Genomic DNA, 26,820 nt, shown 5'->3' with positions numbered 1-26,820 from the left:
TCCCGGCGGGTGGACTGTCGACCCGCCGCCGTCCGTGGTCACTTCTGGACCATCACCTCCGTCTCGATTGTTCCTGCTTTCTGAAAAACGATCGCGCATTTGAACGACTCGCCGGGCGCAAGCGCCTGACGCAACTGGAGCAGCATGACGTGGTAGCCGTCGCGCTTCAGCTCGAGCGTTCCCTTGGCCGGGACCGGGATGTTCGGGATCGACCGCATGGCGGGCGCGCCTTCGCCGCGGTCGACGGTGTGACGCTCGGAGAAATTCGCAACTGGACAGCGGACGCGAAGCAGTGCGTCGGCGCTGTCGGCCTCGTTCCTGATCGTCATCGTCAAGGGAAGATCCCCGCCCTCCTTGTCGACCGCTGGCACGTGCGCGTCCACGATCTGCAGGGATTCGCTCGCGGCGGCGTCGTGCACAATTCCGAACGCGCTGATCAGGCAGAATAATGGCAGCGCAATCGTTGTTGTCATGCACGCAACCGCGCCCTGCAGCATCCGCGTCGCTAGCATCAAGCTTACTCCCACTGCCACCACCGACAAGCACTGTTTCATGCTTCGTCGCGCACTGCCAGCGATTGATGATCTGGAACCCGAGAACTCTCATCGCGTGACTCGATGCACGCGATGGTGGTGTTGGCTTTCGCGCGCGACCGATATCGATAGACGTCTGGTGCCACAGCGCGATGCAACACGCCGCGCACTGGTCGTCTGCACGTCGTCTCAATTCGGGAAGGAGAGCGCGAGTCACCGTCGCGCAGCGACGACGGCTCGTGGTTTGACGACGACCCGAAGGCACAGCGGCGCCCGTTCAACCGGGAATGGGGTGCAGCCTTGCGAGTTGGTCGAGCGGCAGATCGGCTTCTCGCTCGCTCAACGGAAAGCGGACGATGATATCCTGGCGGCCGAGCTGCCCCCACAGCCCGTCCGCAGACCATTTTTGGGGCTCCGGTCCGCGCGGACCGTCGATCCAAACGAAGTACCACTCCGTCATGAGCACCATCCGAACACCTGCACAGCGCTGAAATTGGTGCCGCGCCGGCTCTTCCGCAACGCCGGATCCGGCGCCGCGCCGCGTTCTCGTGCGGGAACCGCCCGTTGCGGCTCGGGCTCACCGTGCCGTGTCCGAGCAGGTCATGGCGTCGTTGCGCGACGTCGCCCTCAGGCCCCGATCGGATCCTTCGCCATCAGGATATCGTCGTAGTAGCGGCCGTCGACTTTCAGGGCGCGCTGCTCGAGTCCGTATTCCACGAAACCGGCGCTCTGGTAGAGCCGATGTGCCGGCTCGTTGCCTTTCACCACGCTCAGTTGGACCAGCTCGACCGATTGCGCGGCAAGATCGAGCGCGGCATCGAGCAGCCGGCGGCCGACACCGCCGCGCCGTGCCGCGGGCCGCACATACATTCCCACCAGTATGCCCTTGTGCTGCCGCTTCGGTCCGTCGGCCTTCAGCAATCCGAGGGTGCCGACGAGCTCGCTCCCGCGAAATGCCCCGAGCATCGCTGCGCCACCCGCGAGCCGTTCCGCGAACCAGCCAACGGGCCAGACGCTTTCGGTCTCGAACGCGCTGCCGAACGCTTCAGGGTTTGCGCGCAGCGCCTCGAGGCGGATGTCGCGATATATCGCAGCGTCTGCGGCCGTCAGTCGCCGGATCTCGATGTCGAGAGCAGTCATTCGGCACCTTCCAGTCGTAGCGAGCGGGACACGACGAGCCGCGCGTGTCCCCCTCCTCGTCACTCATAGAGGATGATGCCGTCTCCAGCCAAATAGTTCGCGCCACGTCCTTGCGATCGCATTCAACCGGCCAGCAAGCCAGCCCCATCGCCGCGCAGCTCCGATCTCAGTCGACCGGAGGTCGCCGCGTATGCCAGTCCGTCACCGACTGGAAGGCATGACCGGCGCGCGCAAGCACATCCTCGGACAGATGCGGCCCGACCAATTGCATGCTCAATGGCATGCGATCCGATGCCATCCCCATCGGCAGGGTGATCGTCGGGCTGCCGCTGAAGTCGAAGACGGCGGTGAAGCGCAGGATGCTCAGCAATATGCTCGGATCGGCGCCATATTCGCTCATCTTAGCAAGGGTCGGTATCGGGACCGGCATCGTCGGGACGAGCAGCAGGTCGATGTCCGAAAACAATGCAGCAAGACTCCCGGAGAATTTGAGCCGCTCGTGATGAATGGCCGCGATCTCGACGCCACTGACCGAGCGGCCCTGCTCGATCAGCAGCGCGAGGTCCGGGCCATATTCCAACTTGCGCGCCGGATAGGTCTCCAGATGCGCTTCCGCCGTCTCCACCGAGCACATCGGAATCCACATGCTGACGAGCTTCTCGTAGGGCGGAAATTTGACCTCACGGATGTCGGCGCCGAGTTCAGCAAGGGTGCGCTCGGCTTCCAGCAGCGCAACGACCACTTGCGGGTCGATGCCGTCCTGGGTGTATCTGCGGTCCACCCCGATCCGCAGGCCGTGGACGCCGTCACCGAGTCCGGCCAGATAGTTCGGCACCGGCGCCCGCAGCGCCGTCGGATCATTGGCGTCGGCGCCGGCGATGACGCCAAGCATGCCGGCGGCATCGGCGGCGCTGCGGCACATCGGTCCGACGTGATCGAGCGAGTCAGCCAACGGAAAGATGCCGTGCCGGCTGACCCGGCCCCAGGTCGGCTTGATCCCGGTCAAGCCGCAGGTCGCCGACGGAAACCTGATGGAGCCGCCGGTGTCGCTGCCGATCGCGCCGTAGCAGAGCCCCGCCGAGGTTGCCACGCCCGAGCCGGTGGACGAGGAGCCGACCCAATAATTCGTATTCCAGGGATTGAGCGGCGCCTGATTGTCGGGGTGATGGCTGGTATAGGCGCCCTCGGTCATCTTGAGCTTGCCGAGCGTGACGGCACCGGCGCGCTCCAGCCGATCCACGATCGTCGCGTTGAAGGACGGCACGAACCTGGCGTGGATCGTGGTGCCGCCCGCGGTCGGCGCAAACGTCGTGTAGCAGAGATCCTTCAGCCCAATCGGAACACCATGAAGCGGCCCGCGCCAGATGCCCTTGGCGATCTCGTCATCGCAGCGCTTCGCCTGTGCCATGGCGCGCTCCGCGAGCACCACGGCATAACTGTGAAACTCGCCATCGAGCCGCGCAATCCGGTTCAGGACCGCCTCGGTGATTTCAGAAGGACGCGCCTCCCTGCGACGAAACAGGTCGGAGATTTCGGTGATCGACTTGTAGTGTAACGGTTCCGCTGACATCTGATGCCCCGCTGTTGTCGAAATGGTTGCCTGCGCCGCGGGCGGCGCGGTTTCATGCCTTCGCTGCCTGCGCGGCGCCTAGAACTGGACGCCGCGCGTCAAGGCGCCGTCCACCACCAGGTTGGTCCCGGTGATGAAGCTCGCCGCACGGCTTGCGAGAAACACGGCGGCGTTCGCCATCTCCTGCGGCGTGCCCATGCGGCCGGTGGGATTCAGCGCCAACGCGGTCTTGTACAGTTCGGGGTTGTTGTCCTTGATCATGTTCCAGACGCCACCCTCGAAATAGGTGTTGCCCGGCGACACCGAGTTCGCCCGTATGCCCTTGGCCGCGAGCTGGTAGGCCAGGCCCTGCGTGTAGTGGATGATCGCGGCCTTGAAGGTGCCGTAAGGCCCGCTGGCAAAATCGACTTCGCGCCCCGACACGCTGGAGATGGTCACGATCGCGGCGGCGCGGCTCTTTTCCAGATAGGGCATCGCCGCATTGACGAGGCGCACCGTCCCCATCATGTCGGTTGAGAACTCTTTCTCCCAGCTCTCCTCGTCCTGCCCGATCGACAGCGCGCTGACATTGGCGACCACGACATCGAGGCCGCCAAGCTTCGTTGCCATGTCGGCGACCCAGGTCTTGAGGGCCGCGCCATCAGAGACATCGACGGCGCTGCCGAACGCGGCAACACCCTTGGCCTTGATCGCGGCAACGGCGCTATCCACGTCGCCCTGATTGCGCGCGCAGATGCCGACATCGGCGCCTTCGGCGGCGAAGGTGTCGGCAATCGCCCGGCCAATTCCCCTGGTGCTGCCCGTGACGAGAACCTTTGCTCCCTTGAGTCCCAGATCCATCTGTCGTTCCCTCCTTGTTATTGAATACAGGACGCGGCCGTTTCCCGACCCGCCGATCACAGCAGCAATTGCGCGCGGACATTGTCCGCATTGACCTCCTCCCCGGCCAGCGATCGGGTGATCTTGCCCTTCTCCATGATGTAGCAGCGCTGGGCGATCGCCAGGATCGTGTCGAGGTTCTGCTCGACGAAGATGATCGTCGTCCCGAGCTCGTCGCGGAAGGATTTCAGCGCCTCGCAAATGTGCTGCACGATCGACGGCTGGATGCCTTCGGACGGCTCGTCGAGGATCATGAGCGTCGGATTGCCGATCAATGCGCGACCGATGGCGAGCTGCTGCTGCTCGCCGCCCGACATGGTGCCCGCGATCTGGCGCCGGCGCTCCTTCAACCGCGGAAAATACTCGTAGACCAGCTCGGGCAGCTTCTTGCCGTCAGGCCCGCCGATCAGTTCGCCGACCTGCAAGTTCTCCTCGACACTCATCTGCGGGAACACGTCGCGACCCTGGGGGATATAGCCGAAGCCGGCACGCGCCCTTGCATCGGCCTCGAGCTGGGTCACGTCCCGCTCCATGAAGGTGATCGTTCCGCGCCAGCTCTGGAGCAAGCCGATCAGGCACCGCATCAGCGTCGACTTGCCGACGCCGTTGCGGCCGATCACGCCGACGATCTCGCCGCGCGAGACCGACATGCTGACGCCCTGCAGGATCGGCGTCGCGCCGTAGCCCGCCCACAGTCCCGAGACATCCAGGATGCGATCAGTGGGCATGGCTCTGACCCAGGTAGATGTCGGCGACCTTTTCGTCTTGCAGGATCGCATCGAGGCTGCCGCGCGCAAAGATCTTGCCGAGGTGCAGCACGGTGACGCGCTGGGCGACCTGGCGCACGAAGGCCATGTCGTGCTCGACCACCAGAACCGTCATGCCCTCGGCATTGAACGACTTGACCAGCTCGCCGGTCTTGTAGGTTTCCTCCGGCGACATGCCGGCGGTCGGCTCGTCCAGCAGCAGGAGCTGCGGCCGCAGCGCCAAGGCCATTCCGATCTCGAGCCATTGCTGCTGGCCGTGCGACAGTGCGCCGGCCAGCTTGCCGCTGTCCGCGGCGAGGTCAAGCAGCGTCAGCAGCCGTTCCTCCTCAGCGCTGCGCGCAGCACCTGAAAGATGCTCCTGGAGCGCAATCTGGATGTTCTGACGCACCGGCAATTCCTTGAACACGCTCGGCGCCTGCATCTTGATGCTCATGCCCCGCTGCACCCGCGCGTACGGGCGCTCACTGGTGATATCGACGGAATCGAAGAAGATGCTGCCCTTGGTCGGCGGGTAGAGCCCGACGATCAGCTTGAACAGCGTGCTCTTCCCTGCCCCATTGGGCCCGATCAGGCAGTGAACCTCGCCGGCATTGACGGTGAGATCGACGTCGGACACGGCGGTCAATCCACCGAAGCGCTTGGAGACGCCTTTCACATCGACGAGCGTCATGGTCAGGTCTCATCCGATTGCAAGCGGCCGACGTCAGCCAGCGCGGCAGCCGGTTCGCGCCCCCGACGCCTGGCCCACCAGTCGACGACGAGCTTGCCGATGCCGAGCACGAAGCCCTGCGGCGCCAGCATCACGGTCGCGAGCAGAAGTGCTCCCATCAGCACCAGCGCCACCTGCTGGCTGTAGACGGTGATGGTCTGGAAGCCGAACAGCAGCAGGAACGATCCGACCAACGTCGCGGTCAGATCGCTGCGGCCGGAGAATGCGACCCACACGATCGGCATTGCCGCTGCTGGCAAGCCGATGCTCGAGGGCGTGATGAACTGTCCCCACGAGGTGTACAGCGCCCCGCTGAGGCCAGCGAGCCCGCTGCCGATCACGAAGGTGAGAAGCTGATACTTGCGGACGTCGTAGCCGAGCATCTCGGCGCGCTGCGGATTCTCCCGCGTGGCGACGATCACGTTGCCGACGCTGGAGTTCACCAGCACACGCAATGCCACATAGACGATCACGATCAGCGCGATCATCAGGTAATAGAGCGCCGACCCCTCGATGTAGAACTCACCGACCGCCAGCGGGTCCATGCCCTTCATGCCGTTGAAGCCGTTCAGCCGCGCCGGGCCGATATGCCATTCCGGCCCGGCCGTCTGGCCGAGGAAGAACGCAAGCACCAGCGTCGCCGACAGTGTCACGATGCCGAAGAAGATGCCGCTGATGCCGCCCCAGATCATGAAGTAGCCGAGGATCGCGGCCGCGACCATCGCGATGAGCACCGAGAGGATGAGTGCGGCGATCGTCGTCGTCCCGCCGCCCATATTGATCGCCAGCACACCATAGCCGTAGCCGGCGATGCCGAAGAAGAAGGTCTGGCCGAATGACAGCATGCCGCCGTAGCCCCACATCAGGCAAAGGCCGAGCGCCATGAAGATCCAGATCAGGAAATAGGCGAAGTTTCCGACATCATAGGAGTCGGCAAACAGCGGATAGATCAGCGCGCACGCCAGCACGGCGAGGAAGCAGGACCAGAAGATCTTGCCTCGTCCGAGCGTCTGCGGACCATCGAACAACTTGAACATCAGGGATCCTCGCTTCGACGATGGTGCGGTCGAGTGCGATCGCATCACCGTCTCGCCTCCTTGTTTGACCGTGATCTCCGCGCAAACGCGTTCCGCATTTGTCGCGAGGGAGAACCGCTTGCCACCTTCCGGATCATGCTCTAGCGCCCACGACGCACCAGCACGCTGGACAGTCCTTCGGGCAGGACGCGAATGACCAGGATGACGGCAACCAGCATACCGATCTGCCCGATGATCTGGCCGTAGCTCGCATTCAGCGTCATCCGGATCATCGCCAGGAATACCGCCGCCGGCGCCGTTCCGAGCAGCACATTGGCTCCGCCGATCACGACGGTGACGAAACTCTCCACCACGAAGGTCGCGCCCATTGTCGGGATCAGCGTCATGGTCGGGGCGTACAGGGCGCCACAGAGCCCCGCGAGCCCGGTGCCGATGCCAAAGCTGATCGCGTAGATCCGCCCGGTCCGGGCGCCCAGCGCCTTGGCCATCGCGGCGTTCTGCATCGTCGCCCGCGCGATCACGCCAAAGCGCGTCTTCATGAAGATGACGTAAAGACCGATGAGCACCGCCACCGCACAGCCGAACAGCACGAGCCGGTAGGTCGAGAACGTATACTCACCGATCGCAAAGCTCCCTTCGGGCGTGCCGATACCACGCACAGCGGAGCCGACGATCAGCAGCATCGCTTGCGTCACGATCAGGCTGAGACCCCAGGTGGCCAGCAGGGAATCCAGCGGACGCTTGTAGAAGCGCCGCACGATCAGGAACTCGACGACCACGCCGATGAGCCCCGCCGTCACCGCGGCGAGGATCTGCGCGATCGGCAGCGGCACGCCGAGATTCACCAGTCCGACGGTGACGTAGGCGCCGCACATGATGAATTCGCCATGCGCCATGTTGATGACGCCCATCATGCCGAACACGATGGCAAGGCCCGCGGCCGACAGGATCAGGAACGCAAAGACGTCGGCGAACTGATAGAACAGCGAGAAGAGTTCAGCCGACATCCCGGCCTCCCTGATCCAGGCGTCGCATCGCTGCGACGCCGGCGAGGCGCAACGCCTCCACGTGCTCACACGAGCAAGATTCGTGCCCGGCGCGCGTCACGACTTGCTGGGAAGATGGCTCGGCGTGTACTGATCCTTGTCGTTCTTCTTGGTGAGATCGCAGCCGATCTCGCCAAGCCAATACGGCTGGATCGTTCCGTAGTCCTTCTCAACCGTGACCTCGTGCTTGGGACCGACCGAGATCAAGCGCATCCGATGCGACGTGTGCTGGCTCTTCGGATCGATGCAGACCTTGCCCTCCGGGGCGTCGATGCACGCATCGCCGGCCGCAATCACCTTGCGCAGATCTGCGAGCTTGGTCGACTTCGCCTTCTCGACCAGCGCCTTGTACATGTAGAGCGCATTGTAGGCGTTGTAGCCCATGTCGTTGATGTAGAGCTCGTCGGGGAACTTGGCGTGCCAGCGCTTTTTGAAGTCGTTGGCTTCGGGGGTGTCGATCTCCTCGAACCAATTCGCCGTCGCATGCATGTTGTTGAGTGCCGGCGGCTTGAACCGCTTGTGCTCGAAGCCGAGCATGATCTTGATCGAGGAGCCCATCGGCAAATTGAGGTTGGCCGCGGCGGCTTGCTCGAAGAACGAGTCCTGCGCAGCGCCGACATTGATGGTCAGGAGCCAGTCCGGCTTCGCCTTCTGGATGTTCTGGATCGTCTGCGCGAATTGCGAGACACCGAGCGGGATGAACTCCTCACCGACCACCTCGCCGCCGAGATCCTTCATGATCTTGCGGTTCCATTCTGCCGAGATCTGGCCGAAATTATAGTCGGCGGCGATGACATAGACCTTCTTGCCGAACTTCTCGACCATCCAGGGGATCAGAGTTGAGAACTGTTGCTCGGGCACCGCGCCCATGCTGACCATGCTGGCGTCGCAAACACCGCCTTCGTACTGGTTCGTATAGAAGTATGGCGTGGTGGTGCGGTCGACGATCGGGCGCAGCGCCTCGCGCGAAGCCGAGGTGATGCCGCCGATCAGCACATCGACCTTGTCGCGGTTGAGCAGCCGGCGGCCGAACTCCTGGTAGCGGGCATTGTCGCCCTGCGGGTCGAGATGGATCAGCTCGATCTGCCGTCCGAGGATGCCGCCGCTCTTGTTGATTTCCTCGACCGCGAGCTGCGAGCCGTGCAGTTTTGGCATGCCCATGAAGGCGAGGTCGCCGGAGACGTCCTCGAGCAAACCGACCTTCAGCGGCGGCTCGGCCGCGTGAGCGACACCCAGTGCTGCCGCCGCGACGATCGCGCCGAGCAAAGCAGTCCCACACCTACTTCCCGAAATCATGGCGATGTCCCCTGTTTTGAAACTGTGAAAGTCACGACTTGAGGTAATTCTTGAGGATCGACGCTCCCATTGTGTATTTCGGGTCGACCATGTTGCCGAGCCGCATCCGGCCGGCCTGGCTGAGCAGCATGTACGCGTCGATTTCGTCGAAGCCGTAGTCGGCGCTCATCCAGCGCACGAGCTCGCGATAGGCGATGCGGGCTGCATCCTCGAGTGGGCGTGCGCTGCCGATCGTCATGATGAAGTCGCGGGTCTCAAGCCGCGGCCAGGCGAAGCTCCAGTTCTTGATCAGATCGATCTGCAGCGTCACGGTCGCGCGCTGCTCGAGCGCGACGCCGGAGAGTTCGCCGTCGCCCTGCGTCGCATGGCAATCTCCGACATAGAGCAGCCCGCCTTCGGCGTGCACCGGCAGATACAGAATGGCCCCGGGTGCGACATCCGGCAGATCCATGTTGCCGCCGTGGTAGTCGGGTTGCAGCGAGGAGATCGCCTCGATCTCGGGCGACACGCCGATCGTCCCGATGAAGGGCTCGTAGGGCAGCGTGATCTTGTCGTTCCAGCGCACGCCATTACGGTCGACATGCAGCTTCCTCACACGCTCGGGCAGCGGCGGATTGAGCATGGCCGTGGAGGCGGTCCCGACCAGGCCGCCGAACTCCGGGATGATGCAGGTGGTTCCCGCCGGCTGCGCGCCGCGCGTCTCGACGTCGCGGATATAGACCGCGAGGCAATCACCCTTCCTGGCACCGTTCACCGCGATCGGCCCGCATTGCGGATTGAGGTATGGGAAATTGAGCTTGGCGGTGGGGCTGTCGCTCTCGCTGGTCAACACACCGCCGAAAGCGTCCTCGGTCTCAACGACCACCACGCCGCCGGGATCAATCGACAGCGTCGGCTTCGCGTAAGGACCGTAGACGTAGTGGAAGCCGCCCTGCTGCTCGATGGTCAAGCTATGCGTCGTGCCCATCGCGCCCTTGGCGAGCGCTCGCTTCGCCATGATCGAATTCCTCAACCAGTCTTCAGACATGCGAACGGCTCCTCGATTCAGATCGCGGGGTGGCGCTTGTGCCAGTCGGTGACGCGCTGGAACGCATCTCCCGCGCGCACCAGGCTTGCTTCGCCGAAGTGGGGTGCGACGAACTGGAAGGCGATCGGACCGCCGTTCGGCGCGAAACCGCCTGGCAGTGTCACGGTCGGACTTCCGGTCATGTCGAACGGACAGGTAAAGCGGAGCAGTCCGGTGATCAAAGACGGCTCCTCGCCGAGCGTTGCCATCTTGGCGAGCGTGGGCGCGGCGAAGCCCTGGGCCGGAACGGCGATCAGATCGACCGTCTCGAACAGCAGCCGCACTGCGCCGCGAAACGCTTCGCGCCGCAGCACGATCTTCTGATAGTCCATGCCGGACTGCTGCCGGCCGAGATCGAGCAAGCCGGCAAGCGCGGGGCCATATTCGTCCTTGCGCGCGGGATAGGTCTCCTCATGCGCAACGGCCACCTCGATGCCACACAGCGGGAACCAATCCTCGATCACGGCCGTGGCATCAGGAAACGTGATGTCCTTGATCGTGGCACCGAGATCGGCGGCGACGCGCAGGCCGTCGGTGAGCACCTTGCTCGCGGCATCATCGGTGCCCTCGTTGGTCCAACGCCGATCGACACCGATCGTCAGGCCGCGCAGATCACCGGACAGGCCGGCGAGATAGTCCGGCACGGGCAATGGCACCGATGTCGTATCCTTGGGGTCCTGGCCCGCGATCACGGCAAGCATCGCGCCGCAATCGACCGCGCTGCGCGCCATCGGCCCGATGTGATCCAGGGTGGCCGCGAGCTCGAACGCGCCATAGCGACTGACCCGCCCCCAGGTGGGCTTCAGCCCCGTGATGCCGTTGGCGGCCGAGGGAAAGCGGATCGAACCGCCGGTGTCGGTGCCGAGCGATCCGAAGCAGAGGCCCGCAGCCGTCGCGACACCCGAGCCGCTCGAAGATGCCCCCGACCAGAGATCCGCGTTCCACGGATTCTTCGGCGGATCGATTTTCGGGTGATGGTCGGCATAGGCCCCTTCGGTCTGCTGCAACTTGCCGAGGATGATCGCACCCGCGTCTTTCAGCCGCGCGACCACCGTGGCGTCCTCGCTGGGACGGAAGTCGCGATGGATCGTCATGCCATGCGCCGCCGGCGCGCCCTTCACCCAGCAGAGATCCTTGACCGCGATCGGCACGCCATGCAGCGGCCCCCTGATCTTGCCGGATGCAATCTCCTTCTCGGCGGCGGCGGCTTGCGCGAGCGCCGCATCGGCCATCAGGTAAGCGTAGCTCTTGAGCTTGCCATCGAGACGCTCGATCCGCTCGAGCATCGCCTTGGTCACTTCGACCGGCGACAGCTTCCTGGCCTGGACTTGCTGCCCCACCTCGATCAGTCCGAGATAGTGAAGATCTGTCGTCGGCATCGCCTTCATCCCCCGCGCTTGACGCGACGCAAGCGCAGGCCAATCGCCGCACATGCGCCTCCAGCTTAGCGACACGGATGCGTCGCCAATTTTCTTGACGGCAAAAGAAAAAAGCCACCCGCCCCTCCGAAACGAGGTGACGAATGGCTCTAATGCCGCGGCTATGATCTATCGCATGGACTCAAAGCCGAACGCAGCAGGTAGTGCGGGGATCAGGACGTCATCGGCCAGATCGACGCACGCAAGGTTCGACAGGAAGCCCGGTAGCGGAAAACTCTAAGGAAGTGTCCGGCGCATTGTCAACGAGGCTGGCTGCACAAATTTCACGAAGTGCATGCGCAGCAAATCGGCAAGACCTCTTGCGCCGATATCGGCGATGATGATCTGCTCAACGCGTTGCACCGCCGAAAGTCGCCGATGACGAAGCCGTCCATCCCAGTTGGCATCATATGCTCGCAGCACGGGCCCTATCAGGCGATGGGACGCGAGCTGCTCAAGAGCGCGCTGATGGCCGTCGACGAGATCAACAACGAGAGTGACTTCGACTTCTCGCTCACCCCTCACGTTCGCGATCCCCGCGGCATCGTTTCGGAGTATCACACTGCTTGCGACGACCTCATTCGCAACGTCGGCGTCGAGCACATTGTCGGCTGCTATACCTCGGCATCGCGCAAGCAGGTGCTGCCGATCGTCGAGCGCACCGACCGCCTGCTCTGGCACCCGGCCCGCTACGAGGGGTTCGAATGTTCAGATAACGTCATCTATGTCGGCGCGTCGCCCAACCACAACGTGCTCCCGCTGGTGCGCTATGTGCTCGACAATGTCACGCGGCATCTCTTCTGCGTCGGCTCCAACTATGTGTGGACCTGGGAAACCAATCGCGTGACACGCGAGCTGGTGACGGCTGCGCAAGGCAGCATCCTCGCCGAACGGCTGCTCGAGCTCGGCGAAAGCACGGTCGACCACATCGTCGACGAGATCGTGCGCCGCAAGCCGCCGGCCGTCTTCAACACCCTGGTCGGCAGCTCGAGCTACGACTTTATCCGCGCCTTCCATGCCGCGACGACGAGCGCAGGCCTCAACATCCCGATGTTGAGCTGCAGCCTGTGCGAACCCGAGCTCAAGGTCGTGGGACCGGCATCGGCCGGCTGCATCACGTCGTCAGCCTATTTCGAAAGCATCCGCTTGCCCGAGAACCGCGCCTTCGTCGCGCGCTGGAAGGCGCGCTATGGCGATGGCAGCAGCCCCTGCGTCGACGGACAATCCACTTATGTCGCCGTTTACCTGCTGGCGCGCGCGCTGCAACGGGCCGGGACTTCGAACATCGCCGAAGTACGGCGTGCCGCGGCCGGCCTGCGCTACAATTCGCCGCAAGGACCGGTCTGGATCGATGGCGCCAACAACCACTGCGTCCTGACGCCGCGGCTCGCCGTTTCCAATGCCGAAGGACAGTTTGACATCTTCTGGGAAGCTGATGCTCCGGTTAAGCCGGATCCCTATCTGACGCAGCTCGACGTCGCCGTCAGCCCCGCGCGGGAGACCGCAAGGGACGGAGCGTCGCCGAACGCGCCGCATTTACGGGTTGTGAAATGAGCAAGCCGTCTTCATTTTCGTTGCGCGGACGCAAGGCGCTGGTTGCCATCAAGGACGAGCGCGACGCCTCCATCGTCAGACGTCAGTTCGATCGCCTCGGGATTGACACGCTGCCATGGGAGCCCGGCGGCGCCATCAACGGCGATGCAGATGTGGTGCTCATCGACGACGAATTCCTGCCGCTGACCGCGCCGTCGCAACGCGTGGTCCCCGGACGGTGCCCGGTGATCGCCCTGCTCGGCACGGAGACGCCGAGCCGCCTGAAGCTGGTGCTCGAGCTCGATCCCGCCTCGTTCCTGGTCAAGCCGCTGCGCTCGGCCGGCATCTATGCCGCCCTCGTGATGGCGTTCGAGCGTAACGAGCGCACCAGCGAACTGAAGCAGCAGGTCGCCAAGCTGGAGCAGCGCCTTCGCTCGCGCCGCGTCGTGCTCGCCGCCGTCCTTCAGATCATGCACTCGCATGCCATCGCCGAACCGGCCGCCTTCGCGCTGATCCGGCGCGCCGCCATGGAGCAGCGCAAGACCATCGAGGAGCTCTCGGCGGAGGTCACGGCGAGAGGCTACCTGCCCCGGGCCGGCTAGGCCGGCGCGACGGTCGAAGTCGCCGAAAGATGGCTCAAGGCGAGCAGCAACGCGGCTCGCTTCGGCCACTGCGGTGACCTTCAATCTGCTATCAGCGACGCGCTCGCGATTCGCGCCAGGTCCCTTGGGATCGGGGTTCGAGTCAGGAGAGCGCTACCGCTTTTTCGCATACCAATCGAACCTTCGTATCGCGATCAGTCCAGCTCAAAGGAGGATCTGGCCGCTTTGACCGACGAGGCGATAAACCGATGCACTTCCTGAACCCGGCGCGTTCCATGGGTGTCAGGATGTGACGTCAGCCAGTAACTTCGAACGAAGCGGACGTCGGGCAGCAAGCGCCGCAATTCAGGATAACGGCGTGCCGCGTAATCATGTAAAATAGCAACCCCGTGTCCGGCTCGGACAGCCTCCATCTGGGCAACGACACTGCCGCACTCGTAGCGGCGAGACATGAGCCGGCCGAGGACCGCGGCGTAGTCGAGAGCCCGGCTGTAGGCGAAATCCTCGATGTGGGTCACGAACAGGCGGCCGGCCAAATCGGAATGAGCCTCGATGGGCCCCTCGCGCTCAAGATAGGTCTGTGAGGCGTATACGCTGAGGGTATAGTCCGTCAGCTTGGACAGGATGAGCCGGCCCTGCTTCGGCCGGTCCAACGTGACCGCGACATCTGCCTCGCGACGCGAGAGCGAGAACGTGCGCGGGAGGGGCACGAGTTGAATAATCAATCCAGGGTGGCGCGCTGCCAACGCGCCCAGATGCTCGGCCAGGAAATAGTTGCCAAGTCCATCCGGTGCCCCAACTCGCACTGTGCCGGTAATGGCGTCTGCGCTGCCGCCGATCCTGGCGCCAACCTTCAGAAACTCGCTTTCCGCGCGCTCTGCCGCTTGAACCAGAGCCTCCCCTGCGGCGGTCAGCGTGCTGCCGGAGGTGTGCCGTTCGAGCAGCTTCGCATTCAGGCTCTCTTCCAGCGCCGTCAACTGACGCGCAACCGTCGTGTGATTCAATCGCAGATTGTTTGACGCCTTCAGGATCTGCCCCGCGCGCGCGACTTCCAGAAATATCCTCACCCGTTCCCAATCCATCGATGACTACACTTTCTGCACAACCATGCCGCAAATTCGTTCGTTGATATGCAATTTTATGTAACGCATACCGTCCGAAATCAAGCATTCAGTGCAGGGGCAATCTTGCTCGATCGTCGAGGTGATTCATGCGCAGACCCTACAATCTCGCTCTGGTTCTGATGTCCAGCTTCGTTGCAGCCACGACAGCGCTTGCGGAGGAGCAGGCAACGCCTGGCCAACTGGTCGACGCGCTCAATGGGGTCTTTGGTCAGCATCACGCGCGTGCCGTGCATGCCAAGGGGGTCCTGCTCAACGGCGCCTTCACTCCCTCCGCGACGGCATCGCGCATCAGCAAAGCGCCGCATCTGCAGCAAACCTCAGTGCCCGTGGTCGTCCGTTTCTCGGACTTCGCCGGCATTCCCTCCGTTCCAGACAACGATCCCCTCGCAAGCCCGCACGGCATGGCCATCAAGTTCAAGCTGCCGGATGGGAGCGACACCGATCTCGTCACCCACTCGTTCAACGGCTTTCCGTCAGCAACCGCCGCGGACTTCCGCGACCTCCTCATTGCGCTGGGCCGTTCCGGGCCGAATGCCACAAAACCCACGCCGCTTGACACCTATCTGGCAAGCCATCCTCGGGCCAAGGCGTTCCTGACTGCGCCAAAGCCTAACCCTGAGAGCTTCGCGACGCTTCCATATTTCGGCGTCAACACGTTCAAGTTCACCAACGCCGCTGATCAAACGACTTTCGGACGATACCAGCTCCAGCCCGTCTCTGGCGCCAAGTACATCGCCGACGATGCCGCGGCCAAGGAGCCACCGGATTATCTGCTCACGGAGATCAAGCAGCGCACGGAGAAAGGGCCCGTGAAGTTTCGCCTCGTCCTGCAGCTTGCCGGACCGGGCGACAAGCTGGATGACCCCTCAGTCGCTTGGCCCGACAACCGCGAGACTGCGGAGCTCGGCACGCTCAGTTTGACACGCGTCATTGCTGATGAGGCGCTCGACAAGTCGCTGCTGTTTCTGCCGAACGCGTTGCCCGATGGGATTGAATCTGCTGATCCGATGATCGACGCGCGCGGGCAGGCTTATCCGGTGTCGTTCGGCCGCCGTCAGTGACGCGACCTCCCCTCCCACTGGCACGGGACGCTGGCTGAAGACCATCGTCCTCGTCTCGAAAACAGAGAAAGGAATAACCAGATGCCGCTGCTTCGGTTCAACATTCTCGAAGGCCGAACAGACGCCGAGATCGAGAAGCTGCTCGACGCGGCTCACGCCGCGGTCGTTGCTGCATTCCACGTGCCTGAGGGCGATCGCTATCAGCTTGTCTCAGAATATCGCCCTGGCCGGATGATCGCCTTGGATACTGGTCTTGGAATTGCGCGAACCGACAAGGTTGTCCTGGTCGAGGTCAGATCCCGAACCAGACCCGAGGAAGAAAAGCTGCAATTCTACGAACTGCTGTGTCAGATGCTCAAGGATGCCTGCAATCTCGAAAGCTCGGACATCATCGTTTCCTTCGTCGAGAATGGAGACGCCGATTGGTCGTTCGGGCTAGGGCGCGCTCAGTTTCTGACCGGCGAACTTGCGTGAGGCCGTGTGACAAGCACATTGGGAAATCACGATGCTCTCCCGAACGCACGCATGGCCCCACGCAAGCTGCGATGAGTTGCCGTGACAAACTGTGGACAATCACAACGCAAGCAGGACGGCATCTTCCATTCAGTCTGATGATTTAGAATGCCGAGAGTCGAGAACGCTCGGCGTTCTCGCAAACCTGCGCCCTATGTGCGCCGAAAGCGCACCGACCAAGCTTCGCGCGCAGATTTAACGGCTGGCGAAGCGCATGCAACACGTTGTTTTGTCGTGATTTTTACGGTCTGGTGTTGGAGCGGGTGAAGGGAATCGAACCCTCGTATTCAGCTTGGAAGGCTGCTGCTCTACCATTGAGCTACACCCGCGTTCCGCGATCACCTAACACGGCCGGGCGCCCGCCTCAACTCTTCCGGCGGCGCCGTTATCCCCTGTGAACGGCCTTTATTTACACACAATCCGTTCCGTTCCCCCGCCCGGCTCAAACAGATCGTGTCCCTGAGCGTGGTGTAACTGGCGGTGGGACACCGCGTTCGCCGGCAAGAGCCGGACTGGTCAGCTGGCGATAGCCGGGAGACTGACGGTTGGATCATCGCTCAACGGCGCGATGGTTTCCAGCGTCATGTAACGGGCGCGCTGGACGGCCCATTCATCATTCTGTTCGAGCAGGATCGCGCCGATGAGGCGGACGATGGCGTCCTCATTGGGGAAGATGCCGACGACCTCGGTCCGGCGCTTGATCTCGCCGTTGAGGCGCTCGATCGGGTTGGTCGAGTGCAGCTTGGTGCGGTGCTGCGGCGGGAACGTCATGTAGGCCAGCACATCGGTCTCGGCCTCGTCGAGGAAGCCGGCGAGCTTGGGTAGCTTGGGGCGGAGCTGATCGGCGACCTTTCGCCATTGCGCTCGTGCGGCTTCGGCATCGTCCTGGGCAAACGCAGTGGCGATGAAGGCGGAGACGACACGCCGTCCGCTTTTGCCGGCATGGGCCAGCGCGTTGCGCATGAAGTGCACGCGGCAACGCTGCCAACTGGCGTTGAGCACCTTGGCGACGGTCGCCTTGATGCCCTCGTGGGCGTCGGAGACGACCAGCTTGACGCCGCGCAGGCCGCGGCGGGCGAGCTTGCGCAGGAACGCCGTCCAGAATGTCTCGGCCTCCGAGGGACCAATGTCCATACCGAGAACTTCGCGCCGGCCATCGCTGTTGACGCCGACCGCGACGATCACCGCGACCGACACGATGCGCCCCTGCTGGCGCACCTTCACGTAGGTGGCGTCGATCCACAGATACGGCCAATCGCCCTCGATCGGGCGAGCGAGGAACGCCTTCACCTTGTCGTCGATCTCCGCGCACAGCCGCGAGACCTGGCTCTTGGAGATGCCGCTCATGCCCATCGCCTGCACCAGGTCGTCGACCGAGCGGGTGGAGACGCCCTGCACATAGGCTTCCTGCACCACGGCGGTGAGCGCCTTCTCGGCCATCCGGCGCGGCTCCAGAAAGCCGGGGAAGTAGGAACCCTTGCGCAGCTTGGGGATACGCAGCTCGACCGTGCCGGCGCGGGTCTCCCAGGTCCGGTCGCGGTAGCCGTTGCGCTGCGCCAGGCGCTCGGCTCTTCTCGCCATAGGCGGCCCCAGTCTGGCCTTCCACTTCCAGCTCCATCAGGCGCTGGGCGGCAAAGCCGATCATCTCGCGCAGCAGATCGGCATCAGGGGTCTTCTCCACGAGCGTGCGGAGGTTCATCATCTCATCGGTCATCGGTGGTTCCTCGAATCAGGTTGGTATCAGCAACCCGACCCTACCGGCGAACTGCCGGTGACCACCGCAAAGCCGCCCGCCCGCTACGGCGCCATGGGAGGGCGCGCGTGCGGACGGCTTTGCTCTACCGAGCTACACCACCAATGGGGACACGACCCTCAAACATGCCGTCGCCTTAACAGAGGCGGATTCGGTGCCTATATTCGCAGTCCCATCAACAACGAAAGGAGGTGATCCAGTGTCTTGTCTCAAGCGCTGTCACCTCGCTGGGATCGCCCGCTAGGCTCGGATCAATCAGCCTGGCATCGGGGCGCTCTCAGCCCTGGACCAGCGAGACAACAACAAACCGGGGCGCGGCGGGAGTGATCCCGCCGCGCCTTTTGCTGTACCGATCCGTTGGTTCGTGAGCTCGCCGTCCCGCCAGAAAAATTGTCGGTTCGGGCCGCGCCGGAACGTCCTCTGCCCAGCCGCCCCAACACAAGGAGAGCTACCGATGCTTTATGCCATCCTGGCCTATCATGTCGAAGCCGAGGTCAAATCATGGACCGCCACGGAGGACGCATCCGTGATGACCGGCCTGCGCGAGGTCCATGAGCGGCTCAAGGGCCGGCTCGGTCCCGCCGCACGGCTCGGCGACACCAACAAGGCGCGCACGCTGCGCGGCCCCGGCCAGGGGATGGTGATCGACGGCCCGTTCGCCGAGACCAAGGAGCAGTTGCTTGGGTTCTACGTGATCGATTGCGCCGACGAGGACGCGGCCATCGCGGCTGCGCGCGACTTGCGCCGGGTCAATCCGTCGGCGGTCTACGAAATCCGCCCGCTCAAGCTCTATCTGCCGGGCGCACCGTTTCCGGAGACGGCCGGCCCGAGCGACGTCTGAGCCGCGGATCGCGGTAGGCCGATCAGCGATGGCTGGAACGGCTCGGCAATTTCGGGAGCTTGCTGGCATCGAACTTCGGCGCTGGCAAAGGCGCTTTCGGCTCGGCGGGCATGCCTTCGCTCGGGATCAGCGTCGCCTCGAACCTCACACCAGGCACCTGGTCGGCTGTCCCGGTGCAAGTCGCGATCGCGCCGACCGACAAGCCCTCGAGCCTCAGCACGAGATCGTCGACGCCGAACACCGTCGCGTGACCTTCAGTATGCCGCCTGGTGGCGACAACGGCGAAGAAGCGATCGCCAGCGACTTCGTAGGTGCCGCTATAGTGCATGATGCTGTCGCGGCCCCACAGCTTGCCGTCGGCGAAATGAACGATGCCGGTGCCTTCGCCGAGCGGCGTCCTGAACCAGGCCGCGTAGGTGCCGTCCTTGAGCACGGAGGTGTCTCCACTCTCGCGCATTCGCGCCACCGATCTGTGCACCCCTTCGTTAACGCACCCCTTCGTTAACAAGGTGTGAAGGACGGCGGAACGGCCGAGGCGGCGCTATTGGCCGTCGATCTGCCGTCCCATGATGGCGATCGACTTCTGATAGACTTGCGCGGCGTTCCACGCCTCGATCGCCGCGAAATTGGGTTCGCCGGGCTGATAGCCCGCGCCGGCGCGCCAGCCATGGGCCCTGAAGAAATTCGCAGTCGAATTCAGCGCATTGGCCGCGACGTCGAGATTGCCGGTGCCGTAGGCCAGGATGTTCTTCGGCATGAACTGGGTCTGGCCGACCTCGCCATGCATCGAGCCGCGCTGGTTCGGCGAGATCGCGCCGCGGTCGACCAGCTTCAGCGCGGCATAGAGCTGATCGGTGAAGAACTCCGGACGGCGGCAGTCATAGGCAAGCGTCGCGATCGACGACAACATGTTCTGGTTGCCGCGCTGGCTGCCGAATCCGGTCTCCATGCCCCAAATCGCGATCAGCGGCCCGGGCGGCACGCCATAGCGCTGCTGGATCTGCGCGAACAGCGCCGCATGCGACTGCTTGAGCGAGCGGCCGCGCGCCACGATGGTCGCAGCGCCGCGCTTGGCCATGAATTGTTCGAGCGACAGACCGAAGCTGCGCTGGCCGCGATCGGCGGCGATGGTCGCGCTGGCGTAGTTGGTCTGCATCAACGCGCCAATCGCGGTGGGGCCGATGCCCTTGGCCCTGGCTTCCCCGGAAAACTCGCGTTTCCAATTCTCGAAGCCGCCCGGTCCGTTGCCGCACTGGGCAGCGTTGGCCTGCGCACCAAGCAACGCCACGATCGCGATGGCACCAAGCGCCGACGTCACAAGCTGGCTGCCCCTGATCATTCAAAACCCCTCCATATCGCGGCCTTTGGCCTTCGGCCGGCCTGGACGATGGCCGAAGATATATGACCGGCCGATGAACGATCGGCCGGGATCGTACGATATGGCGAGGCAGCGGAATTGACTATCCCGGTCGCGGCCATGTTGCCGAGGCATTTGGCCCTGGCATGGGGATGCGAACGGCACCATCGTCTAGTCGGGGGAGACGAGCAGCCAGGCCAGGTATCCGTAATAAGCTGTCACGGCCAACGCCAGCGCAACGGCGCAGCCGGCGATGAGGTCCGCTATCATGCGAGATTTCGCGTCGTTCACGACACCAACCCGCTTGTGTTCGCGACGATGGAATAATGCGGCGCTCAGACCGTCTGGCCTTGCTCCATTGCGAGCTCGGCCCGCAGGTTATCCAGGTCGCGATAGATCGAGGCCACGGCCAGCACGCGTCCCTTTTTCTTGTAGCGCAACAGGCAATCCCTGCCCTTGATATCGCCGTCGACGGCGATCTCATCCCACGCTTCCGCGTGCCCGACATAGTTGATCGGCACGTCGTAATGCTGGCTCCAGAAGAACGGCACGGCATCGAAGACATCCTTCCGGCCGAGCATGTTGCGCGCGGCGGTCTGCCCCTGTCGCTCGGCGACCACCCAGTGCTCGACGCGGATGCTTTCGCCTGAATGCCGATCAGGCCAGCGCGCGATATCGCCGGCGGCGTAGATGCCGGGCACGCTGGTCTCAAGATGCGCGTTCACGGCGACGCCGCGATCGAGCGCGAGCCCTGCCTGCTCGGCCAGCGTCAGCCGCGGCCGCACGCCGACACCGACCACGACCAGCTCGGCTTCCAGCGTCCCGCCGCTTTTCAGGCTGGCGCGATGCCCATCGATCGCAGTGACGGTGTCGCCGAGATGGAAGATCACGCCATGCTCCTCGTGGATCGCGCGCACGAAGTCGCCCATATCGGGCCCAAGAATCCGCTCCATCGGACGGGCCTCGGGCGCCACGACATGAACTTCGAGGCCGCGCGTGCGCAACGCGGCGGCGGCCTCCAGCCCGATAAAGCTTGCGCCGATCACGATCACGCGCCGCGCTGTCTTTGCTGCCGCGATGATGGCGCGGCTGTCGGCGAGCGTGCGCAGCGTGTAGACGTGCGGCTGATCGGCGCCCGGGATCGGCAACCGAACCGGCTCGGCACCGGTCGCGAGGAGCAATCGATCGTAGGGAACGGCCTTGCCGTCGCCGAGCAAGACCCGGCTCGCCTTGCTGTCAATCGCGGTTACCTCGGTCTTGAGCTGAAGCTCGATCCTGGCCTTCGGGTAGAAATCGTCCGGTCGCAACGGCACCCAGTCCTCCGGCGCGCTGCCCGCGAGATAGTCCTTCGACAAGTTCGGCCGGTCGACCGGCGATGCCGTGTCGCTGCTCAGCATCGTGATCGCGCCGTCAAACCCTTCGCGCCTCAGCATCTCCGCCGCGGCGAAGCCGGCAGCGCCGCCGCCAACAATCACAATCCGCTTCGGCGCGTCGGCCGGAAGCTTTCGCGAAGCCTGACGCGGCTCTTGCTTCGTACGGACGACGACGCGGTCGCCGTCCCGCTCGACCTTCCAGACCGACAGCGGCGACAGCGCGGGCGCCCGGATCGCCTCGCCGCTGCGCAAGTCGAAGCAGGCATGGTGCCAAGGGCAGCGGACGCTGTCGCCGACCACGAGCCCGTCCGCAAGCGGACCGTTATAGTGACTGCAATGTGCATCGATCGCGAAGATCTGCCCATCCCTTCGCACCAGCAGAATCTCGTCATCGCCGACATGGCCGACCAGCATGTCGTTTTCGAAGTCACCCAGCGTGACGCCTCGTGCGAGGTCCGGGCCAGCGGGTGCTTTGCTCTGTTCGGCCATCGGAGCGTCCTCCATGACGAGAAGCGAAATCAAAGCGCGCGGGAGCAATTGGTTCCATCGAGACGGCGCTGGCATAACGCTTGACATTGCCATTAATGACAAGGTGCTAGGCCTGCCGTCGATAGGAGATTGCAATGAGAATTCAGGATGCGGCGCGTCGCCTCGGCGTCAGTGCGCGCACGCTTCGGCACTATGAAGCGGCGGGCCTCATCGTGCCGCGCCGGACCTCGAACGGCTACCGAAGCTACTCCGCATCCGAGGTCGAGCGGGCCACATGGGTGCGAGACCTGATCGCCTCCGGCTTCTCGACCCGCGAACTGCGCAATCTCCTGACCGCGCTTGAAGACGGCCGGCGCACCCCGGGCGTGAATTGCGCCGCAGTGATGCAGGACAAGCTCGACCAGATCGACCGGGCGATCACGACGCTCCGCAAGCGGCGGCGTGCCCTGTCGGCTCGGCTGGCCGGAGCGAAGCCGCAGCAACAGACGAGGACACGGCAATGAAGATACTCAATATCCTGGCGCGCCGTTACCTGCCGCTGGAGGCACTGGACGACACGGTCGCCTTCTACGAGGCCATGATCGGTCAAGAGGCCCGTCCTCGCTTCGACTACCCCGAATATGATCTCAGGCTCGCGCAGGTCGCCTCGATCCTGTTCATCGCGGGCACGGAGCAGAGCCTCAAGCGATTCACGGCCACGCACCTGACGTTCCTGGTCGACGACATCGATGCGTTCGCCACCCATCTCCCCAGCGTCGGCGCCACGGTGTTGGAAGCGCCCAAGCCGGTGCCGACGGGCCGAAACATGCTGGTGTTGCATCCGGACCAGACACGCGTCGAATATGTTGAGCATCGCAACAGGCATCCGGCGGATGTGCTGACGTGATGGCGGCCAGCCGCGATCGCGAAGGCGGAGCGCGAGGCACCCCGCTGGGAACGATCAACCGCTCGCCTTAGTCGTCAAAGGAAAGCGGTTGGATGACCGCGACCGGGTCTTGTCAAGCGCGCAAGCGCTCGTCTCCGCCCACGCGGCATCGCTCGCGCCGTTGAGATTGTCATGACGCCAGAACAAACGGCTCATACCTCAACCGGTACGCATCGATCGCGGCGTTGGACAGAAGCAAGCGGCGCCTCTCGCCTCCGCGCATCATGCGATCGATCGTGCCCAGCAGGAAATGGGCAGCCGCAAGAGGGTCGCCAAGGTCGCCGGACCGTTCGAGAACGTTCCAGGCGATTTCAAAGGATTGTTCACGTAACTCACTGTCGGTCATGCGGACCAACGTCCCCGCGGGACCGGCGTTCCTAGGTCCTGATCTCCCCGCGTCCGCAGCGTTCCAGGTGCCGTGGGACACCGGATTGCTCGTCGCACCATCGCGCGAAGCGCGCTGATGCGCGACCGTACCGGCGTTTACCAGCGACTGTTGTCGCCAGCGCGTGCATGCTCAGGCAACTTGAGCTTCAAGCGAAAGAAATACCGGCAAATCAGTCCGATGAATTATCCCAAAATCGGAATTCTCGCGAAGCTTGATATGCAAGAAGCCGGATCATCTGACGCGGCCCCCTTATCTGACGCAGCCTCGTCTAGTGAATGAAATAGACACCCGCGATCGCCATCGCGACAAGCACGGAGCCACCGGCGACGGCAATGGCAAGACAAATGCGAGCTGGGATGGAATAGGATTCGAAATGGGGCTGTTCGATCACGACACTTCTCCCATGCTGTGCGGGCGGAAGCGCAACCGGCCTCTCAGCCACCGGCGCTTACGGACGGAGCCGCGCCGGGGACATAGACAAGCTAGCTCAGGCGACCTTCGTTCGAAAGCGAAAATGCACCGACGCGTTGGTACGGAAACGACCTCCCAGGGCGAGCGGACCTCAAAATGGATGGGAGTGCCGCGACGGAAGCAACGCGACTACGCTGAATAACCCTTGAGCATGACCCACGCGCAAACGCGCTCCGCTTTGGTCGCCCGAGAAAGCCCGTTTCCACTTTCCCGATCATGCTTCCAGCGGCTACTGCAGAAGCGAAACGGCTGGTCGAAATCGATTTGGATTGACAGGACGGCCGCCGATGCCCGTGAGCAAATAAAGGCGCGCCATCCCGTAGGACGGCTGGCATCACTGAGGCGGCATCAATCCCGGCGACGACAGCCATTCGCTGATGTGAGCGGCGGTGTCGGCCTGCCGCGCCTTCATCAACAGGCGTTCTTGCTCAAGGCCAGGAGGCAGTGTCTTTGCCTCTTCACGCAAGCTCTTGGCCTCTTCGGTTAGACGGTGCTCGAGGGAGTGAACTTGTTTGACGCGGCGACGCTTCTGCATGCGCTGCTCCATTCCGTTAGAAGGGCGAGCGCGCCATTGCGTCCACTCGCCGAAGGCCGGGATGATGCGCGGCGACAGACGTTAACTTTTTCAACAGGTGCCCGGTTCCACTTGACGGACGGAACTCTGTTCACGGCCGGAGAACTACGGAAGCAAGGCTTACTATTCTTCGCACTCGTCTCGGGTGCAGCGCTCCGCTTCTCGACGTGTCGAGCATTTTTCACCCGCCAAGTGAAACTGGCCGAGCCCAGCAGGAATGCCTGAAATCAGATGAGCGCTTGCCTCTGGCTAGCCGCCCCGCTGCATCTGCTACGGCAGATCGTCTCTCCGGATCGGACCGACGGTTTGCGGCCGGTTGAGGAAGAATTCGCGGTTGCCGAGCGCCGCCTCCGCATATTGATCGATCGTCACGATGATCGCCTGGACATGCTGGAAGCACCAGCCTTCCCGCGTCGCCCGGTGCCGGACCTCGGCCAGCGCCTTGATCCACGGCGAATGCTCATCGCTGTCGTGGAAGTAGCGAAGCGGCTCTTTCATGTTTCCTCCGGCTGATCATGTCGTCCAATCGCGCGCGCTTGCGCGACAGCAGGAACTGCGCGGCTGCGCTGTCGAGCCCGGCCTGCCTGAGCTGATCCACGGTCGAGCCCAGTTCGCGCAGTTCCGCGCGAAGTCTCAGCAGTTCGAGCCCGTCATCGCGCAAGCTGTTCGCCGAAGACCGGGCGGCGTTTCGCGAGGGGCACGACAACTGGCTTCTGCGCGCGAGGCCGGCGTGAGCCGAAGCACACCAGGATCGGCTCGTTGTCGCCCAGCACGGTGCGCTCCTCGACCAGGCGGCTCATGACGACCCGCATCTTCAGGATGTCCCCGGCCACGAAGGCGCAATCCTCATCCCGATTGATCTGCTCACGCATGATCGCCTCGGCCTCCAGCATGCTGATCCTCAAGGCTCTGATCTGTCTGCGAATTTCATTGATGCGATTGTCCATGGCGGCGTCTCCTCCGGGGAAGGCCACCATAAGAACAAATCATGAACATTCAGTCAATCAGCCGGAAGGTGAATTTGGTCCGCGTCACCCGATGAACGAGCGCCGCGTCCTCGCGAGCGACAGCGCCATGGACGTCGAGAGCCGACAGGATGACGCGACGAAGACGAGATCGTCACAGCGCCGGTGCGAGCGGCCGACCGGACGCCGACACGTTGATGTCGAAGAAGGTCTTGAGCCCGGCAAAAGCGGTATCCGGCGTGACGATGATGTTGACGGGCACGCGTCTGAGATAGGCGGCGAACCGTCCCTTGCCTTCGAAGCGGTTGCGAAAGTCCGATCGCGCCAGATAGTCGACGAAGCGCGGCAGGATGCCGCCGGCGAGATAGAGGCCGCCGGAGGCGGAAAATGTCAGCGTCAGGTTTCCGCAGACATTGCCCAGGAAGCAGCAGAACATGTCGAGCGCGGCGCGGCTGGTGGCGCAGCGCTCGGAAGCGGCCGCGTGCACGATCGAGGCCGCGTCGCGCGGCGGCGCGCCGGCGCCATCGAGGGCATTGATGGCGCGATAGAGGTTCTCCAGCCCGGACCCGGACAGCGCCCGCTCGATCGAAACGTGGCCGAACTGGCTGCGCATGCGCGCGATCACCTGCTCTTCCCGTTCCGACGTCGCCGGCAAGGTGGCGTGACCGGCTTCGGTGACGATCGCCAGCGGCCAGGCGCCGCGCGGCATCAGGCAGGAGGCGCCGAAGCCGGTCCCAGGACCGACCACCAGCATCGGCCCGCCGGCGACCGCATCCTGTCCGCCGAGCTTGACCAAGTCGTTCGCGGTCAGCGCCGGCAGCGACCACGCCATGGCCTCGAAATCGTTGAGCAGATGCACGGCGCGGAAGCCGAACAGGCGTTGCAACTCGGCGGCGTCGAATGTCCAGCGGCTGTTGGTCAGGGTGACGCGTTGGTTCTCGATCGGCCCTGCGACATCCATGATGGCGAAACCGGTGGCGGCTCGCGCGCCCTGCTGATCCAGGAACGCCGCCATGGCATCGGCCGGGGTCTCGTAGTCGGCCACCTTCATATGCGTGGTCGGGCCAATCGTGCCCTGATCGAGGAGCGCGAACCGCGCATTGGTGCCGCCGATGTCGGCGAGCAAGACTTGATCCATCCCCGTCATTCGCGATCCGTTGTCCCTCATGATCTGCCCGCGTGGTCTCACAGCGCGAGCCATCTCGATACCATCGCCGGACAACGACCGGAGCAGCGTCGGTCGGCCCCCGCCTTTCCGCAACACCGCCGACCTGCCAACGGTTCCATCGACTGTATCGATCGGCGCGACGATGTCAGGATGCCGCGTCTGGCGCTGTGGTGAGGAGTCCGCGATGCGGCGGCCGCGGCCGCTCAGCCGCAGGAGGCGGTG

The 26,820-nt window shown here is 63.8% G+C and carries 29 protein-coding genes, 1 tRNA gene and 1 pseudogene; 7 read left to right on the top strand and 24 right to left on the bottom strand.

What is annotated here, in order from left to right; translation table 11 throughout:
* Positions 1-38 precede the first annotated feature (38 nt).
* The 12 genes from P6U25_RS14810 to P6U25_RS14755 form a co-directional block, all read right to left on the bottom strand.
* Positions 39-473, bottom strand: coding sequence for a copper chaperone PCu(A)C (locus tag P6U25_RS14810; protein WP_407151894.1), 435 nt, complete (start codon positions 471-473; stop codon positions 39-41).
* A 337-nt stretch (positions 474-810) separates the two neighbouring features.
* Positions 811-993 carry a hypothetical protein gene (locus P6U25_RS14805; protein ID WP_407151893.1) on the bottom strand — a complete coding sequence of 61 codons (183 nt, stop codon included), beginning with the start codon at positions 991-993 and terminating at the stop codon, positions 811-813.
* A gap of 167 nt (positions 994-1,160) precedes the next feature.
* The gene (locus P6U25_RS14800) at positions 1,161-1,673 is read right to left on the bottom strand and encodes a GNAT family N-acetyltransferase (protein ID WP_407151892.1); all 513 of its coding nucleotides are present in this window, start codon (positions 1,671-1,673) and stop codon (positions 1,161-1,163) included.
* A gap of 166 nt (positions 1,674-1,839) precedes the next feature.
* Positions 1,840-3,243: an amidase gene (locus P6U25_RS14795; protein ID WP_407151891.1), complete on the bottom strand. Its 1,404-nt coding sequence runs from the start codon at positions 3,241-3,243 to the stop codon at positions 1,840-1,842.
* 78 nt (positions 3,244-3,321) lie between these two features.
* Positions 3,322-4,083, bottom strand: a complete 762-nt coding sequence (locus P6U25_RS14790) for an SDR family NAD(P)-dependent oxidoreductase (protein WP_407151890.1) — start codon at positions 4,081-4,083, stop codon at positions 3,322-3,324.
* Positions 4,084-4,139: 56 nt separating this feature from the next.
* Positions 4,140-4,850 carry an ABC transporter ATP-binding protein gene (locus tag P6U25_RS14785; protein WP_407151889.1) on the bottom strand — a complete coding sequence of 237 codons (711 nt, stop codon included), beginning with the start codon at positions 4,848-4,850 and terminating at the stop codon, positions 4,140-4,142.
* Positions 4,840-5,559: an ABC transporter ATP-binding protein gene (locus tag P6U25_RS14780; RefSeq protein WP_407151888.1), complete on the bottom strand. Its 720-nt coding sequence runs from the start codon at positions 5,557-5,559 to the stop codon at positions 4,840-4,842. Before P6U25_RS14780 ends, P6U25_RS14785 begins: the two co-directional genes overlap by 11 nt.
* Before the next feature lie 2 nt (positions 5,560-5,561).
* Positions 5,562-6,635, bottom strand: a complete 1,074-nt coding sequence (locus tag P6U25_RS14775) for a branched-chain amino acid ABC transporter permease (protein ID WP_407151887.1) — start codon at positions 6,633-6,635, stop codon at positions 5,562-5,564.
* Positions 6,636-6,775: 140 nt separating this feature from the next.
* Positions 6,776-7,642, bottom strand: coding sequence for an ABC transporter permease subunit (locus P6U25_RS14770; RefSeq protein WP_407151886.1), 867 nt, complete (start codon positions 7,640-7,642; stop codon positions 6,776-6,778).
* A gap of 96 nt (positions 7,643-7,738) precedes the next feature.
* Complete coding sequence (locus tag P6U25_RS14765; RefSeq protein ID WP_407151885.1) at positions 7,739-8,977, bottom strand: urea ABC transporter substrate-binding protein; 1,239 nt, start codon at positions 8,975-8,977, stop codon at positions 7,739-7,741.
* Between the two features lie 31 nt (positions 8,978-9,008).
* Positions 9,009-10,004, bottom strand: a complete 996-nt coding sequence (locus tag P6U25_RS14760) for an acetamidase/formamidase family protein (protein WP_407151884.1) — start codon at positions 10,002-10,004, stop codon at positions 9,009-9,011.
* 17 nt (positions 10,005-10,021) lie between these two features.
* Complete coding sequence (locus P6U25_RS14755) at positions 10,022-11,422, bottom strand: amidase (RefSeq protein WP_407151883.1); 1,401 nt, start codon at positions 11,420-11,422, stop codon at positions 10,022-10,024.
* A 417-nt stretch (positions 11,423-11,839) separates the two neighbouring features.
* On the opposite strand from P6U25_RS14755, the gene P6U25_RS14750 reads away from it, so the two are divergent.
* Both P6U25_RS14750 and P6U25_RS14745 read left to right on the top strand, forming a co-directional pair.
* On the top strand, positions 11,840-13,015 hold the full coding sequence (locus P6U25_RS14750) for a transporter substrate-binding domain-containing protein (RefSeq protein WP_407151882.1): 1,176 nt from the start codon (positions 11,840-11,842) through the stop codon (positions 13,013-13,015).
* Positions 13,012-13,596: an ANTAR domain-containing response regulator gene (locus P6U25_RS14745; protein ID WP_407151881.1), complete on the top strand. Its 585-nt coding sequence runs from the start codon at positions 13,012-13,014 to the stop codon at positions 13,594-13,596. Before P6U25_RS14750 ends, P6U25_RS14745 begins: the two co-directional genes overlap by 4 nt.
* Before the next feature lie 194 nt (positions 13,597-13,790).
* Here the strand turns inward: P6U25_RS14745 and P6U25_RS14740 are convergent, their stop codons facing one another.
* Positions 13,791-14,678 carry a LysR family transcriptional regulator gene (locus P6U25_RS14740; RefSeq protein ID WP_407151880.1) on the bottom strand — a complete coding sequence of 296 codons (888 nt, stop codon included), beginning with the start codon at positions 14,676-14,678 and terminating at the stop codon, positions 13,791-13,793.
* Between the two features lie 128 nt (positions 14,679-14,806).
* Here P6U25_RS14740 and P6U25_RS14735 point away from each other — a divergent pair, with 128 nt between their 5' ends.
* Positions 14,807-15,781, top strand: a complete 975-nt coding sequence (locus P6U25_RS14735; RefSeq protein ID WP_407151879.1) for a catalase family peroxidase — start codon at positions 14,807-14,809, stop codon at positions 15,779-15,781.
* 81 nt (positions 15,782-15,862) lie between these two features.
* Positions 15,863-16,255: a tautomerase family protein gene (locus P6U25_RS14730; protein WP_407151878.1), complete on the top strand. Its 393-nt coding sequence runs from the start codon at positions 15,863-15,865 to the stop codon at positions 16,253-16,255.
* A 294-nt stretch (positions 16,256-16,549) separates the two neighbouring features.
* Here the strand turns inward: P6U25_RS14730 and P6U25_RS14725 are convergent.
* Positions 16,550-16,623 (bottom strand) — tRNA-Gly (locus tag P6U25_RS14725).
* A gap of 187 nt (positions 16,624-16,810) precedes the next feature.
* Positions 16,811-18,008 (bottom strand): annotated as a pseudogene (locus P6U25_RS14720) (IS256 family transposase).
* 493 nt (positions 18,009-18,501) lie between these two features.
* Here P6U25_RS14720 and P6U25_RS14715 point away from each other — a divergent pair.
* Positions 18,502-18,888 (top strand): YciI family protein, encoded by a 387-nt coding sequence (locus P6U25_RS14715; protein WP_407151877.1) that lies wholly within the window; start codon positions 18,502-18,504, stop codon positions 18,886-18,888.
* A gap of 22 nt (positions 18,889-18,910) precedes the next feature.
* Here the strand turns inward: P6U25_RS14715 and P6U25_RS14710 are convergent, their stop codons facing one another.
* The 3 genes from P6U25_RS14710 to P6U25_RS14700 form a co-directional block, all read right to left on the bottom strand.
* Positions 18,911-19,321 carry a hypothetical protein gene (locus tag P6U25_RS14710; protein ID WP_407152524.1) on the bottom strand — a complete coding sequence of 137 codons (411 nt, stop codon included), beginning with the start codon at positions 19,319-19,321 and terminating at the stop codon, positions 18,911-18,913.
* Positions 19,322-19,429: 108 nt separating this feature from the next.
* Positions 19,430-20,227, bottom strand: coding sequence for a lytic transglycosylase domain-containing protein (locus P6U25_RS14705; protein WP_407151876.1), 798 nt, complete (start codon positions 20,225-20,227; stop codon positions 19,430-19,432).
* Positions 20,228-20,580: 353 nt separating this feature from the next.
* Entirely contained in the window at positions 20,581-22,107 is a 1,527-nt protein-coding gene (locus P6U25_RS14700) for an FAD-dependent oxidoreductase (RefSeq protein ID WP_407151874.1), read from the bottom strand.
* A 134-nt stretch (positions 22,108-22,241) separates the two neighbouring features.
* Between P6U25_RS14700 and P6U25_RS14695 the strand changes: the two genes are divergently transcribed.
* Positions 22,242-22,610: a MerR family transcriptional regulator gene (locus tag P6U25_RS14695; protein WP_407151873.1), complete on the top strand. Its 369-nt coding sequence runs from the start codon at positions 22,242-22,244 to the stop codon at positions 22,608-22,610.
* Entirely contained in the window at positions 22,607-22,993 is a 387-nt protein-coding gene (locus P6U25_RS14690) for a VOC family protein (protein WP_407151872.1), read from the top strand. The genes P6U25_RS14695 and P6U25_RS14690 overlap by 4 nt, the downstream gene beginning before the upstream one ends.
* A 169-nt stretch (positions 22,994-23,162) precedes the next feature.
* Here P6U25_RS14690 and P6U25_RS14685 read toward each other — a convergent pair whose 3' ends face one another.
* The 6 genes from P6U25_RS14685 to glk form a co-directional block, all read right to left on the bottom strand.
* Positions 23,163-23,378, bottom strand: coding sequence for a hypothetical protein (locus tag P6U25_RS14685; RefSeq protein WP_407151871.1), 216 nt, complete (start codon positions 23,376-23,378; stop codon positions 23,163-23,165).
* A gap of 310 nt (positions 23,379-23,688) precedes the next feature.
* Positions 23,689-23,811, bottom strand: a complete 123-nt coding sequence (locus P6U25_RS14680; protein WP_407151870.1) for a hypothetical protein — start codon at positions 23,809-23,811, stop codon at positions 23,689-23,691.
* 414 nt (positions 23,812-24,225) lie between these two features.
* On the bottom strand, positions 24,226-24,426 hold the full coding sequence (locus P6U25_RS14675; RefSeq protein ID WP_407151869.1) for a hypothetical protein: 201 nt from the start codon (positions 24,424-24,426) through the stop codon (positions 24,226-24,228).
* Positions 24,427-24,735: 309 nt separating this feature from the next.
* Positions 24,736-24,963, bottom strand: a complete 228-nt coding sequence (locus P6U25_RS14670; protein WP_407151868.1) for a hypothetical protein — start codon at positions 24,961-24,963, stop codon at positions 24,736-24,738.
* 152 nt (positions 24,964-25,115) lie between these two features.
* Complete coding sequence (locus P6U25_RS14665; RefSeq protein WP_407151867.1) at positions 25,116-25,412, bottom strand: hypothetical protein; 297 nt, start codon at positions 25,410-25,412, stop codon at positions 25,116-25,118.
* Between the two features lie 172 nt (positions 25,413-25,584).
* Positions 25,585-26,568 (bottom strand): glucokinase, encoded by a 984-nt coding sequence (gene glk / locus P6U25_RS14660; protein WP_407151866.1) that lies wholly within the window; start codon positions 26,566-26,568, stop codon positions 25,585-25,587.
* Positions 26,569-26,820 lie beyond the last annotated feature (252 nt).

The sequence above is a fragment of the Bradyrhizobium sp. ORS 86 genome (assembly GCF_045571475.1).
GTDB lineage: Bacteria > Pseudomonadota > Alphaproteobacteria > Rhizobiales > Xanthobacteraceae > Bradyrhizobium.
Note: the sequence above shows the minus strand (reverse complement) of the source record. Positions and strands in the feature narration are given on the sequence as shown.

What these genes read in the sequence shown, in the direction of transcription:
- P6U25_RS14810 (WP_407151894.1), bottom strand. Translation starts at nt 473, where the DNA reads ATGACAACAACGATTGCGCTGCCATTATTCTGCCTGATCAGCGCGTTC.
- P6U25_RS14805 (WP_407151893.1), bottom strand. Translation starts at nt 993, where the DNA reads ATGACGGAGTGGTACTTCGTTTGGATCGACGGTCCGCGCGGACCGGAG.
- P6U25_RS14800 (WP_407151892.1), bottom strand. Translation starts at nt 1,673, where the DNA reads ATGACTGCTCTCGACATCGAGATCCGGCGACTGACGGCCGCAGACGCT.
- P6U25_RS14795 (WP_407151891.1), bottom strand. Translation starts at nt 3,243, where the DNA reads ATGTCAGCGGAACCGTTACACTACAAGTCGATCACCGAAATCTCCGAC.
- P6U25_RS14790 (WP_407151890.1), bottom strand. Translation starts at nt 4,083, where the DNA reads ATGGATCTGGGACTCAAGGGAGCAAAGGTTCTCGTCACGGGCAGCACC.
- P6U25_RS14785 (WP_407151889.1), bottom strand. Translation starts at nt 4,850, where the DNA reads ATGCCCACTGATCGCATCCTGGATGTCTCGGGACTGTGGGCGGGCTAC.
- P6U25_RS14780 (WP_407151888.1), bottom strand. Translation starts at nt 5,559, where the DNA reads ATGACGCTCGTCGATGTGAAAGGCGTCTCCAAGCGCTTCGGTGGATTG.
- P6U25_RS14775 (WP_407151887.1), bottom strand. Translation starts at nt 6,635, where the DNA reads ATGTTCAAGTTGTTCGATGGTCCGCAGACGCTCGGACGAGGCAAGATC.
- P6U25_RS14770 (WP_407151886.1), bottom strand. Translation starts at nt 7,642, where the DNA reads ATGTCGGCTGAACTCTTCTCGCTGTTCTATCAGTTCGCCGACGTCTTT.
- P6U25_RS14765 (WP_407151885.1), bottom strand. Translation starts at nt 8,977, where the DNA reads ATGATTTCGGGAAGTAGGTGTGGGACTGCTTTGCTCGGCGCGATCGTC.
- P6U25_RS14760 (WP_407151884.1), bottom strand. Translation starts at nt 10,004, where the DNA reads ATGTCTGAAGACTGGTTGAGGAATTCGATCATGGCGAAGCGAGCGCTC.
- P6U25_RS14755 (WP_407151883.1), bottom strand. Translation starts at nt 11,422, where the DNA reads ATGCCGACGACAGATCTTCACTATCTCGGACTGATCGAGGTGGGGCAG.
- P6U25_RS14750 (WP_407151882.1), top strand. Translation starts at nt 11,840, where the DNA reads ATGACGAAGCCGTCCATCCCAGTTGGCATCATATGCTCGCAGCACGGG.
- P6U25_RS14745 (WP_407151881.1), top strand. Translation starts at nt 13,012, where the DNA reads ATGAGCAAGCCGTCTTCATTTTCGTTGCGCGGACGCAAGGCGCTGGTT.
- P6U25_RS14740 (WP_407151880.1), bottom strand. Translation starts at nt 14,678, where the DNA reads ATGGATTGGGAACGGGTGAGGATATTTCTGGAAGTCGCGCGCGCGGGG.
- P6U25_RS14735 (WP_407151879.1), top strand. Translation starts at nt 14,807, where the DNA reads ATGCGCAGACCCTACAATCTCGCTCTGGTTCTGATGTCCAGCTTCGTT.
- P6U25_RS14730 (WP_407151878.1), top strand. Translation starts at nt 15,863, where the DNA reads ATGCCGCTGCTTCGGTTCAACATTCTCGAAGGCCGAACAGACGCCGAG.
- P6U25_RS14715 (WP_407151877.1), top strand. Translation starts at nt 18,502, where the DNA reads ATGCTTTATGCCATCCTGGCCTATCATGTCGAAGCCGAGGTCAAATCA.
- P6U25_RS14705 (WP_407151876.1), bottom strand. Translation starts at nt 20,227, where the DNA reads ATGATCAGGGGCAGCCAGCTTGTGACGTCGGCGCTTGGTGCCATCGCG.
- P6U25_RS14700 (WP_407151874.1), bottom strand. Translation starts at nt 22,107, where the DNA reads ATGGCCGAACAGAGCAAAGCACCCGCTGGCCCGGACCTCGCACGAGGC.
- P6U25_RS14695 (WP_407151873.1), top strand. Translation starts at nt 22,242, where the DNA reads ATGAGAATTCAGGATGCGGCGCGTCGCCTCGGCGTCAGTGCGCGCACG.
- P6U25_RS14690 (WP_407151872.1), top strand. Translation starts at nt 22,607, where the DNA reads ATGAAGATACTCAATATCCTGGCGCGCCGTTACCTGCCGCTGGAGGCA.
- P6U25_RS14685 (WP_407151871.1), bottom strand. Translation starts at nt 23,378, where the DNA reads ATGACCGACAGTGAGTTACGTGAACAATCCTTTGAAATCGCCTGGAAC.
- P6U25_RS14675 (WP_407151869.1), bottom strand. Translation starts at nt 24,426, where the DNA reads ATGCAGAAGCGTCGCCGCGTCAAACAAGTTCACTCCCTCGAGCACCGT.
- P6U25_RS14670 (WP_407151868.1), bottom strand. Translation starts at nt 24,963, where the DNA reads ATGAAAGAGCCGCTTCGCTACTTCCACGACAGCGATGAGCATTCGCCG.
- P6U25_RS14665 (WP_407151867.1), bottom strand. Translation starts at nt 25,412, where the DNA reads ATGGACAATCGCATCAATGAAATTCGCAGACAGATCAGAGCCTTGAGG.
- glk (WP_407151866.1), bottom strand. Translation starts at nt 26,568, where the DNA reads ATGGATCAAGTCTTGCTCGCCGACATCGGCGGCACCAATGCGCGGTTC.